Source organism: Maribacter aurantiacus (genome assembly GCF_005780245.1).
Taxonomy (GTDB): domain Bacteria; phylum Bacteroidota; class Bacteroidia; order Flavobacteriales; family Flavobacteriaceae; genus Maribacter; species Maribacter flavus.
The window spans coordinates 114,138-126,287 of record NZ_VBUK01000009.1 but is presented as its reverse complement, the minus strand read 5'-3'; the positions used below and the strand labels follow the sequence as shown (position 1 = coordinate 126,287).

At 42.4% G+C, this 12,150-nt stretch carries 10 protein-coding genes; 4 read left to right on the top strand and 6 right to left on the bottom strand.

Annotated features, from left to right (window positions below; all coding sequences use genetic code 11):
* Positions 1–2 precede the first annotated feature (2 nt).
* From rplD to rpsL, 6 genes are all read right to left on the bottom strand, one after another.
* The gene (rplD, locus tag FEK29_RS14255) at positions 3–635 is read right to left on the bottom strand and encodes a 50S ribosomal protein L4 (protein ID WP_138259111.1); all 633 of its coding nucleotides are present in this window, start codon (positions 633–635) and stop codon (positions 3–5) included.
* Positions 635–1,258 (bottom strand): 50S ribosomal protein L3, encoded by a 624-nt coding sequence (gene rplC / locus FEK29_RS14250; RefSeq protein WP_138259110.1) that lies wholly within the window; start codon positions 1,256–1,258, stop codon positions 635–637. The genes rplD and rplC overlap by 1 nt, the downstream gene beginning before the upstream one ends.
* 225 nt (positions 1,259–1,483) lie before the next feature.
* Positions 1,484–1,789: a 30S ribosomal protein S10 gene (gene rpsJ, locus FEK29_RS14240; RefSeq protein WP_007094989.1), complete on the bottom strand. Its 306-nt coding sequence runs from the start codon at positions 1,787–1,789 to the stop codon at positions 1,484–1,486.
* A gap of 9 nt (positions 1,790–1,798) precedes the next feature.
* On the bottom strand, positions 1,799–3,928 hold the full coding sequence (gene fusA / locus FEK29_RS14235) for an elongation factor G (protein WP_138259109.1): 2,130 nt from the start codon (positions 3,926–3,928) through the stop codon (positions 1,799–1,801).
* Between the two features lie 8 nt (positions 3,929–3,936).
* Complete coding sequence (gene rpsG, locus FEK29_RS14230; RefSeq protein WP_138259108.1) at positions 3,937–4,413, bottom strand: 30S ribosomal protein S7; 477 nt, start codon at positions 4,411–4,413, stop codon at positions 3,937–3,939.
* Between the two features lie 23 nt (positions 4,414–4,436).
* The gene (gene rpsL / locus FEK29_RS14225) at positions 4,437–4,811 is read right to left on the bottom strand and encodes a 30S ribosomal protein S12 (RefSeq protein WP_027078345.1); all 375 of its coding nucleotides are present in this window, start codon (positions 4,809–4,811) and stop codon (positions 4,437–4,439) included.
* 403 nt (positions 4,812–5,214) lie between these two features.
* Between rpsL and FEK29_RS14220 the strand changes: the two genes are divergently transcribed.
* The 4 genes from FEK29_RS14220 to FEK29_RS14205 all read left to right on the top strand — a co-directional run bounded on the left by FEK29_RS14220 (position 5,215) and on the right by FEK29_RS14205 (position 12,040).
* The gene (locus FEK29_RS14220) at positions 5,215–8,466 is read left to right on the top strand and encodes a SusC/RagA family TonB-linked outer membrane protein (RefSeq protein WP_138259107.1); all 3,252 of its coding nucleotides are present in this window, start codon (positions 5,215–5,217) and stop codon (positions 8,464–8,466) included.
* Positions 8,467–8,483: 17 nt separating this feature from the next.
* The gene (locus FEK29_RS14215; RefSeq protein WP_138259106.1) at positions 8,484–10,154 is read left to right on the top strand and encodes a SusD/RagB family nutrient-binding outer membrane lipoprotein; all 1,671 of its coding nucleotides are present in this window, start codon (positions 8,484–8,486) and stop codon (positions 10,152–10,154) included.
* Positions 10,155–10,172: 18 nt separating this feature from the next.
* Positions 10,173–11,060, top strand: coding sequence for a hypothetical protein (locus FEK29_RS14210; protein ID WP_138259105.1), 888 nt, complete (start codon positions 10,173–10,175; stop codon positions 11,058–11,060).
* Between the two features lie 233 nt (positions 11,061–11,293).
* Complete coding sequence (locus FEK29_RS14205) at positions 11,294–12,040, top strand: hypothetical protein (protein WP_138259104.1); 747 nt, start codon at positions 11,294–11,296, stop codon at positions 12,038–12,040.
* Positions 12,041–12,150: the final 110 nt, after the last annotated feature.

The window sequence follows — 12,150 nt, the reverse complement described above, 5'->3', positions numbered from 1 at the left end:
TTCTACTTATTATTTAAATTTGATTCGATTCCTTCTAGTGAGCCCTCCAACAATACAACGCTTGATGCATTTAATATTTTGTAAGTACTTAACCCTGAATTGGTTACAACATCAGAACCCTTGAAATTACGAGATGACAAATATACGCCTTTATTTGAATCGCCCAACACTATTAAGGACTTTTTGTTCTCTAGCCCTAACGACTTTAAAACATTTACAAAATCCTTAGTCTTTGGTGTGTCAAAATCAAAGTCCTCCACTACTATGATTGCATTCTCCTTTGACTTAATACTTAAAGCAGATTTTCTTGCCAAACGCTTAAGATTCTTATTCAGTTTTTGAGAATAGTCCTTAGGTCTAGGTCCAAAAATTCTACCCCCGCCTCTAAAAACAGGAGATTTGATACTACCTGCCCTAGCGGTTCCTGTTCCTTTTTGCTTCTTTATCTTTCTGGTACTCCCAGCTATTTCACCACGTTCCTTAGCTTTATGGGTACCCTGTCTTTGATGGGCCAAAAATTGCTTAACATCCAAGTAGACGGCATGTTCATTTGGCTCTATTCCGAATACGCTGTCAGAAAGCTCAGCCTTTCTACCCGTATCTTTTCCTTTAATATCTAATACTGCTACCTTCATTATTGCCATCTTTGAATAGTTACGTACCCATTTTTGTGACCGGGAACACATCCTTTTACCACCAAAAGGTTTTTCTCCGGAACCACTTTTAAAACTCTAAGGTTTTGAACGGTCACCCTTTCACCACCCATTCTACCAGCCATTTTCATTCCTTTGAAAACCCTAGCCGGATAAGAAGCTGCACCAATGGACCCAGGAGCCCTTAATCTGTTGTGTTGACCATGTGTTGACTGACCAACACCGCCAAAACCGTGTCTTTTTACAACACCTTGAAATCCTTTACCTTTAGATGTACCAATAACATCCACAAATTCTCCTTCTACAAACAAATCAACACTTAGAGTGTCCCCTAATTTGTACTCTCCTTCAAATCCTTGGAACTCAATGACCTTTTTCTTGGGAGAAGCACCTGCTTTTTTAAAGTGACCGGTTTCGGCCTTGTTAGCACGCTTTTCTGCCTTGTCATCGAAACCAAGTTGAAGGGCATTATACCCGTCCACCTCTTCGGTTCTGACTTGGGTAACTACACATGGCCCAGCCTCAATAACGGTACATGGAACGTTTTTTCCATTCTCGTCAAAAATGCTGGTCATGCCTACTTTTTTTCCTATTAACCCAGACATACTTTATTTATTAATTACTATTTATTAAAAACTATTCAAAAAAATAGGGTCAAAAATAATTCAACCCTGAAATTATTTTATCTCCGTTTTTCCCTCGCTCGCAGCTCAGGACATGTATATTCCGAATGTTTCGGAACCCTCTTGACTTTGTCACAGACACTTCGTATGCACTCAGTGTTTGTTTGACTAGCGATTCACTTCTTAAACAAAGAGAATCGAGTCTTACTAAACCTTAATCTCTACCTCAACACCGCTAGGAAGTTCCAACTTCATCAGGGCATCAATAGTTTTGGATGAAGAGCTATAAATATCCAATAGTCTTTTGTACGAACTCAATTGGAACTGCTCTCTTGACTTTTTATTCACGTGCGGCGAACGCAATACTGTGAATATTTTCTTATGGGTTGGTAAAGGAATTGGCCCCGTTACAACAGCACCGGTAGTCTTTACCGTTTTTACGATTTTTTCAGCAGACTTATCCACCAAGTTGTGATCGTAAGACTTAAGCTTTATTCTAATTTTCTGACTCATTACCTTTAATTATGCTGTTATACCTTTTGCCGCCTTGATAACCTCCTCGGATATATTGGAAGGTGTTTCGGCGTAGTGTGAAAACTCCATGGTCGATGTCGCCCTACCAGAAGAAAGAGTTCTTAAAGAAGTAACATAACCAAACATTTCAGACAACGGTACGGTTGCCTTAACAACCTTGGCTCCTGCACGGTCTGACATATTGCTTACCTGACCTCTTCGTCGGTTCAAATCACCCACGATATCACCCATATTCTCTTCAGGAGTAATAACTTCCAGCTTCATAATTGGCTCCATCAACACAGCTCTTGCAGCTTTCGCGGCGGCCTTATAGCCCATTTTAGCTGCCAACTCGAAGGATAGGGAATCAGAATCCACAGGGTGGAACGACCCGTCCTTAAGAGTCACTTTCATACTATCCATTTCAAATCCGGCCAAAGGACCATTCTTCATGGCTTCCCTAAATCCTTTCTCAACCGCTGGGATGTATTCTTTAGGCACATTACCTCCTTTAACTTCGTTCACGAACTCCAAGCCTGTTTTTTCCTCATCGGAAGCTGGCTCCATCGTGAAGACGATATCAGCAAACTTACCACGACCACCGGATTGCTTCTTGTAAACCTCCCTATGATCTGCAGCTTTTGTAATAGCCTCCTTGTACTCAACTTGTGGCTGACCTTGGTTCACCTCTACTTTAAACTCCCTTCTCAGACGGTCAACGATAATATCTAAGTGAAGCTCACCCATACCTGAGATAATGGTTTGTCCTGAAGCTTCATCCGTTTTCACCTGGAACGTTGGATCTTCCTCGGCAAGTTTTGCCAAGGCCATACCCAATTTATCAACATCTGCCTTTGTTTTAGGCTCCACAGCAATACCGATTACAGGATCCGGAAAGTTCATACTTTCAAGAACAATCGGATGCTTTTCATCTGACATTGTATCACCAGTCTTAATATCTTTAAAACCAACCGCTGCCCCGATATCCCCAGCCTCGATAAAATCGATTGCATTTTGCTTATTGGAATGCATCTGATAAATACGGGATATACGTTCTTTCTTTCCCGATCTATTGTTCAATATATAAGAACCTGCCTCCAATCTACCTGAATATGTTCTGAAGAAAGCCAAGCGACCTACAAAAGGGTCGGTAGCTATTTTAAATGCTAAAGCGGCAAATGGCTCCTTTACATCCGGTTTACGGGTAATTATAGCGCCAGTATCAGGATTCGTACCTTCAATGGCATCCTTATCTAAAGGAGATGGTAAATACCTACATACTGCATCCAACAAGAATTGGACACCTTTATTTTTAAAGGAAGAACCACAAATCATGGGAATAATGGCCCTATCCATTACGGCAGCCCTTAAAGCAGCGTGAACTTCCTCCTCCGTGATTGATTCCTCATCCTCGAAGAATTTCTCCATCAACTCTTCATCATATTCCGCAACGGCTTCGATCAAGGCAGCCCTATATTCTTTGACTTCGGCCTGCATATCCTCAGGAATATCGATAACATCGAAAGTTGATCCAAAGTTATCCTCATGCCAAACGATTGCACGGTTTTTGGCCAAGTCGACAATTCCTTTAAAATCTGCTTCCTCACCAATTGGCAGAACAATAGGAACGGCATTCGAACCTAACATTTCTTTCACTTGGTTACACACTGCAAGGAAATTCGAACCTTGACGGTCCATTTTATTCACAAATCCAATTCTAGGAACCTTGTAATTATCAGCTAGCCTCCAGTTAGTTTCAGATTGGGGCTCAACACCATCAACTGCACTAAACAAGAAAACCAAACCATCCAATACACGCAAAGACCTGTTAACCTCCACAGTGAAATCCACGTGGCCCGGAGTATCTATTATATTAAAATGATAACTATTTGAGTCCTCAGTTGGCTCTCCATTAACTCGAGGAAAAACCCATTCACACGTAGTAGCAGCAGAAGTAATAGTTATACCACGCTCCTGCTCTTGCTCCATCCAGTCCATCGTAGCGGCACCGTCATGAACTTCACCAATCTTATGGCTAACGCCTGTATAAAAAAGGATACGTTCCGTAGTTGTTGTTTTACCCGCATCTATATGCGCAGCAATTCCTATGTTTCTAGTTAATTTTAAATCTCTTGCCATTTCTCTGATTAAAATCTAAAGTGGGAAAATGCTTTATTCGCTTCCGCCATTTTATGGGTATCCACCCTTTTCTTAACAGCTGCACCTTCTTCCTTCGCAGCTGCTAAAATTTCGGCGGCCAGTTTCTGGGACATCCCTTTCTCGTTTCGTTTTCGCGCATAGCTTATCAACCACTTCATTGCTGTTGAAATCTTTCTGTCTGGACGAATTTGCATCGGTATTTGAAAAGTTGCACCTCCTACCCTTCTACTTCTTACCTCCACATGGGGCATCACATTGCTCAAAGCATCCTTCCACAGCTCTAAAGCTGATTTTTCGTCATCTGTTTTCTTGGCCTCAACGATATCGATAGCATCGTAAAAAACACTGAACGCCACAGATTTCTTACCGTCCCACATCATCATGTTGACAAATCTGGTCACCAACTGGTCATTAAACCTTGGATCTGGTAAAAGTGGTCTTTTCTTTGCCTGTCTTTTTCTCATTACTTCTTATTAAAAAGTGTTATTTACTTTTTAGGACGTTTAGCACCATATTTAGATCTACGTTGTGTTCTACCGGCCACACCTGCTGTGTCCAATGCTCCACGAACGATATGATATCTAACCCCTGGCAAATCCTTAACTCTTCCGCCTCTTACCAATACTATCGAGTGCTCTTGCAAATTGTGACCCTCACCAGGAATGTAGGCGTTCACCTCTTTCCCGTTTGTCAACCTTACCCTTGCAACTTTACGCATTGCCGAGTTTGGCTTTTTAGGAGTTGTAGTATATACTCGAGTACATACCCCCCTTCTTTGAGGACACGAATCCAAAGCAGCCGATTTACTCTTCTTGGTAATTGTGGCCCTTCCTGTTCGTACTAATTGTGAAATTGTTGGCATACTATATAAATATGTATAAAAAACTACCCTTTATTTAAGGGTCGGCAAATGTAGTGATATTTAACTTTAAAACAAACCACAAGCCAATAATTTTGGAAACTTTTTTAAACCCCTTAAAAATCATGACCTCCTTGCCGAGCCCAACACTTAAGAAGACAAACAAAACAATTAGAAGATTACTAAAAATCCTAAAATTATTTCGACTATTTATCACACGGTGAGTTCAAAAGAATTATGGAATTCTCATAATTCGAGCTGTTATATTACATTATATAAAATCCCAATAGTGTTTAATCTATAACTCCTAAGAATCCTTCTACTTCTTAAAGTTTTATTAAAATTCACTTGGATTATTAACGCCATTTTGTGATTTTTGCTGCTAGCTAATTCAAATAATTAAAAAATGAGAACAAAACTAAATGGATTGTTGACGCTATTATTAGTGTTGATTGTGCATATATCCTATGCACAAGAAAAAACAGTTTCCGGTACGGTTACAGACCAGGATGGCTTACCTCTCCCTGGTGTAAACATTGTGGTTGAAGGCACAACTACGGGTACCCAAACTGATTTTGATGGAAATTACAGTATCACTGCGAGTGCTGGACAAACCCTTGCCTTTACCTACATAGGTATGCGCGAAATAAAGCAGACCGTTGGCGCATCTAACACCCTTAATGTACAGATGCAGGAGGATGCCCAAGCCCTAGAAGAGGTTGTAGTTACAGGTCAAGGGATCAAAAGGGAGAAAAAAGCTTTGGGTTATGCCGTGACCTCTGTTGGGGCGGAATCCATTGAAAACAGGACCGAAGGTGACGTTGCCCGTATCTTGGCGGGTAAAGCTGCCGGGGTCAATATCACCGCTGCAGGTGGTATGTCCGGTTCCGCTACGAACGTAACCATTCGTGGTCTAAGTTCATTTAGCGGGAGTAACCAAGCACTTTTTATCGTGGACGGCGTCCCCTTTAGTAATGACACCAACGTAGGAACCAGCGCCGATGCCAATGACCCATCTAATCCAGCGTTCCTTAGTGGAAACACGGGTTCTTCAAGGTTTTTGGACATAGACCCAAACAACATTGCCAATGTAGAAGTGTTGAAAGGTCTTGCCGCTACCACTTTATACGGTACATTGGGTAAGAACGGGGTTATATTGATTACCACGAAAGCTGGTGCGGGTACCGGAGGATCTAAAAAAAATGAAATTACTGTCAACCAGTCCTATTTTGTTAACGAGTTCGCGTCCTTACCGGATTATCAGTTCCAATATGGAAATGGATTTGACCAGCAATTTGGTTGGTTCTTCAGTAACTGGGGACCCAGTTTTGATGAAGGCGGTGTTTCCGGATGGGGGAGACAGGCCTTGATAGACGAGAACGGAACCTTGGAACATCCCTATTCCACGACTGCCGTAGCCGCTACTAGGGCCGCATTCCCAGAGTTACAGGGGGCAAGATATGCTTGGCAGCCATACGAATCTGTCAAGAATTTCTTCAAACCCGGATATGCCACCAATACCTCGGTAAACTTCCAGGGGGCCTCAGAGGATGGGAATACCACCTACAACGCAAACCTTGGATATTTGAACGATATTGGCTTTACTCCTGGGAACTCTACAAATAGGATGAACTTCTCGGTTGGTGGTAGGTCAAAACTATCCAATAAATTTACGATTGCGGCCACCATGAACTATGCGCGCACTGATTACAAATCTCCTCCGATTGCCGCTAGTTTGGGTAACGGTGGTGTAAGTGGCGTATCTGTTTATGGACACGTAATGTTCACCCCGATCAGTGTTGATTTGATGGGCTTACCTTTCGAAAACCCGATTACCGGTGGAAGTGTCTACTACCGTAACGGGAACGATATTGTGAACCCGAGATGGTTGGCCAAGAACGTGACCAACCGCCAATTGACCAACAGGGTATTTTGGAATGCTTCATTGACTTATGACATCAATGACAATTTGGCCGCTACATGGCGTACCGGTCTAGATTTCTATAACGAACGCAACGAAAACGCCTCAAATAAAGGTGGTGTGGACCAGCAGAGTGATATTTTTGGATTCTTGGATACCTATGACAACAACAACACCATCTGGGACCACTTTGCCTCATTAAGCGGTAATTACGACTTAAGTGAAAAAATCGGCATGACGTTCAACGTAGGTGCCAACGCTCGTTCCGATTTCTTTGACAGACAGGGTGTTTCCAGTATAGGACAGATCGTGTACGGTATCAAGCGCCACTATAACTACTTGAACCAGCAACCGATCCAAAGAAGCCAAAAAAGAAATATCGTAGGTGTCTTTGGGGATGTGAGCTTTGACTATGACAACTTCCTGTTCCTAAACGTAAGTAGTAGAACGGACTGGGTAAGTAACTTGATTACCGAAAATAGAAGTTTAACCTATCCAGGGGCGAGTTTATCCTTTATCCCAACGGCCGCTTTTACAGGCCTACGTTCTGAAAAAGGAATCAACTACATGAAGTTACGGGCTGGTTACGGTACTTCCGCTAATTTCCCAACTGGATACCCTACCTTGAGTATTGCAGAACAGAATACCTTGGTGTACGGTGAGGATGGTGGTGTAACGACCAACCAAATCGCGAACTTTAAGGCAAATCCAAATTTAAAGCCCGAGTTGTTGAAGGAATTCGAGCTTGGTTTAGAAACACGTTTATTCCAAAACAGGGTATCCTTGGACTTCACCTATTATAACAGGACTACGGATGACCTAATTGTGCGTGAGCCACTTTCTCCCTCAACTGGCTTCACCTTTACACAAAGTAACATAGGCCAGATCAGCAACATCGGATACGAAGCGGATTTGGGTGTGGATATCTTTAGAAACCCTGATGGTTTTAGCTGGAAATCCAACGTGAATTTCTTCTCTAACAAAGAGACCGTTGAGGAACAAGAGCAGGATATCATCATCTATGCCGGTTCCACGGATTTGGATATTGGGGGTAACGCCGCAATTAAGGGAGAGTCTCTTGGAAGTATCGTAGGTAATGCCGTTGCTCGTGATGCCAGTGGAAACTTACTTATAGATGAGGCCGGTAACTATATTACCACTCAGGTAGATGCTGATGGAAACGTGCCAATTATCGGGGATGCGGTACCGGATTACGTGATGAACTTTATAAATACTCTAAGTTATAAAAACTGGAGGTTGGGCTTCCAGATAAGCCATACCGCAGGAGGTGACATGGTTGCCAATACCGTAGCCTTATTGCAAGGCCGGGGATTGATAAAGGAAACCGTAAATAGGGAGAATACCTATATCTTACCGGGCATCAGACAGGCCACGGGACAACCCAATGATTTGCAGATCAACAACTCGCAGTATTTCTTTAGCAACGTCTTGTTCGGTCCTACCGAATTACAAGTATACGATGCTTCTGTAATTAGATTGCAAGAGGTTTCCCTAACATATAACCTACCTAGCAAGTACCTAGATAGGACACCGTTCAGCAAGCTGGGCTTTACCGTACAAGGGTTCAACCTTTGGTACGATGCCTATAACATGCCAGATGGTGCCAATTTTGACCCCAACGTAGCTGGTGCAGGTATCGGAAATGCAAGGGGCTTCGATTTCTTGAACGGGCCAAGTAGCCGCAGGTATGGATTGACAGTGACTGCATCCTTTTAATTATAAAATTTGCTAAAATGAAAAAAATATTAAAAACAGTTTTAACAGTTGCTTTTACAGGGCTTGTATTCAATGCCTGTGAAACCACGGATTTGGACCTTAGAGTCAGTCCAAACGACCTGGCGATCAGTCAGGCGGACCCTAATCTGATATTGAACTCGATTCAATTAGCTGCAGTATCCAATATGGAACGATTCAGTGATTTAAGCGCCCAGCTCACCAGAATAGAATATATGACAGGGCGTATCTACTTCAACAACTTCCAAGGTGGTGTTATGAACAGCGTATGGGCGCGTACCTACAGTAGTGAGTTCAACTTGGCGGGATCAGCAGTTGATGTAGGTCTTTTCACGAACGTAGATGCATTACAACAAATCAATGCAGCAAGTGACATCAACTACGATTTTCATGTGGCAGTTGGACAAACAATTAAAGCGTACTCCTTATTGTTACTTACGGACTTCATTGGACAAGCTGCGTTTACTCAAGCCGGAAATCCTGATGAATTCCCTGCGCCAGTGTTGGATGACGGTCCAGTGGTTTATGATGGCGCATTATCCCTTTTGGACGAGGCAGAGGCATTATTCGCCACAAACCCTCCAACACAGGGAGCGGATGATTTCTATTATGGAGGCGATAGCAGCAAATGGATCAAATTGATCAACTCCATTCGTTTAAGAACTTATTTCTTGACGGGAAATACTGCTGCCTTCAATGCGGTTATTGCTGATGATAACTTCATATCAGACGTAGAAGATGACTTCCAGTTCCAATACGGCACAAGGGTATTACAGCCAGACACAAGACATCCAGAATACGCCAATGACTATAGCCCAACTGGTGCTGGAGGTTATTTGAGCAACTGGTTGATGGAAACAATGTTGGTTAAGGACGATCCGCGGATTCGGTACTATTTTTACCGTCAGGTAGAAGCCACTCCAGGAGCGGACGCCGATCCGGACGAACAGTTTCTTAGCTGTAGTCTATTCTCAGTTCCTCAGCACTTTGTTGATGGCGGATTTACTTTCTGTAGTGTACCTAATGGTTACTGGGGAAGAACACATGGTAACGATGAAGGAACTCCCCCAGATGGCTTCTTTAAGACCGCTTACGGGGTATATCCAGCTGCGGGACGTTTTGATGATAACAGTTTCGAACCCATTGGCCTTGGCCAAGGTGGTGGTGGAGCAGGTATAAGGCCTATCATATTATCTTCTTATGTAGATTTTTGGAGAGGTGCGATGGCTACAAGCGCAACTGATAAGGCCGCCTTCTTAAGAAGTGCCATGGAAAAATCCATTGCAAAGGTTCAGACATTTGGTGCAGTTGACGGAAATGCCGACAAATCCTTTGAACCGACCGAAACGGAAGTTTCCGACTATATCGACGATACTGTCGCGGCATTCACGGCCGCTTCAGGAGATGCGCAGGAAGATATCTTTGCTGAACAGTATTGGATCGCCCAATGGGGAGGTGCACAGGAGGCCTGGAACTACTACAGGAAAACTGGATATCCTACCACCTTGTCCCCAAGTTGGGAACCAGATCCGGGACCGTTCCCAAGATCTTTCTTCTACCCACAGGACGAGGTAATCACCAATCCTAACTTGCAACAACGTGCGGACTTGACCAATCAGGTATTTTGGGATACCAATCCTGCCAGTCCAGCGTTTCCACAAGCCAATTAATTTTAAAACATTATGACAATGAGAATCAAAAATATAAGTTATACAGTTTTGGCAGCCTTGGCCCTTGTTTTTCAGGGTTGTACCGAAGACGAGAGTGTCATCACGGATGTCCTCGCGGATACTACAAGGGGAGCTGTGCTACGAACACTGTCCTCGTCCTTCCCGGATGTAGCAGAAGGTTCCACCGCCAGTACGTTCACAGGGAACTTTGAAATACAGTCCGATGAATCCGCCACAATTGTTAGCGTTGATGTTTTCGGAGAATTCATCGACAATACCGGCGATACACCAGGTGATGCATCAGGGCTTATTACCAACATAAGTACTTTTGACGATACCGAATTTGGTCTTCAAGGATTTACTTACAGTACAGGTGTCACTGAAATTTTGGGTGCGGCAGGCGTATCCTTGGATGCAGTAGAACCGGGAGATCAGTACAGGGTGCGGTTCGAACTAGTTGCCGAGGATGGGAGAAGGTTTTCCTCCGGACAGAATACTGGTACCCTTACCGGTGGCTTTTTTAGCTCACCGTTTAGATTTACGGCCAATGTAATCTGTGCCCCAATCGTGCCTACTGCAGGTACTTGGACCGTAATCACCGTCGACTCCTATGGAGATGGTTGGAACGGCGGTAATTTGAGTATTACTATCGACGACAACGATCCAATCACATTGACAAACAGCTTGGATAACGGAGGACCATATCCTGATGAAACCACAGAGGAATTGACCTTTGAGGTGCCAGCAGGCGCACAGGCTATCCAAATTGTTTACAATGGAGGGTCTTTTGACGAAGAGGTCACCTTCCAAGTAATCTCCGCAAATGGCAATACTATTCTGGATTTAGGTCCGGAACCTGCAACATCTACAGGACTTATCGATTATTGTTTGGATTTGGAGTTGTAATTCCAAATCGTACATAGATAAAAAAGCGGTTCCAACATTGGAACCGCTTTTTTTTATTATTCGAATTAAATACAATATGTAGTTACCATGAAAAACAGGGGCTAAAATTGAAATTTTAATCAAACTAAACACAAAATCTGATACATTGTTAAAATAAAAATATTTAAACTTCAAACCCAAAACCTTCAAAAAAAAGTTTAGTACCTTTAGATAAGAGTAAAATTAAAATAAACATGAAAAAATTACTTCTTTTAGCCACACTTGCACTTTCAACCTCCTTTTTAACAGCTCAATACTCTGGTCAAGCACTAAGCAATGCTTCCTCAGGAGGGTCTATGGACGGAAGTGCGGCGATAATAAATACCCTATTAGGAGATATGGCCAGTAGAGATGCCAAACGAACCAAAAATTATGACGAATTTCAAGGCTCTCCCTACGTATCCAATAACTTCAAACAAACGGATATTTTTTACAACGATGAGAACATGGGAAGAATGTTCTATCGATACAATGCCTTGAACGAAGAAATAGAGATTAAAAACACCCTTTTAGAAGAAGAAGGCGTTAAGGGCCTATCAAGAGATAAAAACATTTCCCTTTTAATCGATGGGAAAAAACTATCTTTCAAAACATTTGTCACATCAAAAAACCAAACATTGAATGGCTATTTGCTGCTCTTAAATGATGGTAACACCTATGACCTTTACAGAAGGATCCGTGTTAAATTTACAGAAGGCAAACCTGCTCCCAACTCTTTTGTGAAAGCAGTCCCCGCACGATTCTCTCAATTTACCGAGTACTATTTTCAAAAGGAAGGCGTAAACCGTATAGATGAAATTCCGCTTTCAAACAGTAAATTATTAAAACAATTGGAAGGAAGCGACAAAGAAGCCTTAAAAAAGTACTTAAAGGAAAACAAAATAAAGATTAAAGAAGAGGAAGATTTGATAAAGGCCTTTGTATATCTCAATACATTGTAGTGAATCAATTTAAGATTCCAACGAGTAATATACATCTTCATGGTAATTTGGGGATTTACACCCATTATTAGTTTGGACTTCAAACAACTTTAATATTGAATTAGTTTAAA

Coding starts and splice junctions, on each gene's coding strand:
- rplD (WP_138259111.1), bottom strand. CDS start 635: ATGAAGGTAGCAGTATTAGATATTAAAGGAAAAGATACGGGTAGAAAG.
- rplC (WP_138259110.1), bottom strand. CDS start 1,258: ATGTCTGGGTTAATAGGAAAAAAAGTAGGCATGACCAGCATTTTTGAC.
- rpsJ (WP_007094989.1), bottom strand. CDS start 1,789: ATGAGTCAGAAAATTAGAATAAAGCTTAAGTCTTACGATCACAACTTG.
- fusA (WP_138259109.1), bottom strand. CDS start 3,928: ATGGCAAGAGATTTAAAATTAACTAGAAACATAGGAATTGCTGCGCAT.
- rpsG (WP_138259108.1), bottom strand. CDS start 4,413: ATGAGAAAAAGACAGGCAAAGAAAAGACCACTTTTACCAGATCCAAGG.
- rpsL (WP_027078345.1), bottom strand. CDS start 4,811: ATGCCAACAATTTCACAATTAGTACGAACAGGAAGGGCCACAATTACC.
- FEK29_RS14220 (WP_138259107.1), top strand. CDS start 5,215: ATGAGAACAAAACTAAATGGATTGTTGACGCTATTATTAGTGTTGATT.
- FEK29_RS14215 (WP_138259106.1), top strand. CDS start 8,484: ATGAAAAAAATATTAAAAACAGTTTTAACAGTTGCTTTTACAGGGCTT.
- FEK29_RS14210 (WP_138259105.1), top strand. CDS start 10,173: ATGAGAATCAAAAATATAAGTTATACAGTTTTGGCAGCCTTGGCCCTT.
- FEK29_RS14205 (WP_138259104.1), top strand. CDS start 11,294: ATGAAAAAATTACTTCTTTTAGCCACACTTGCACTTTCAACCTCCTTT.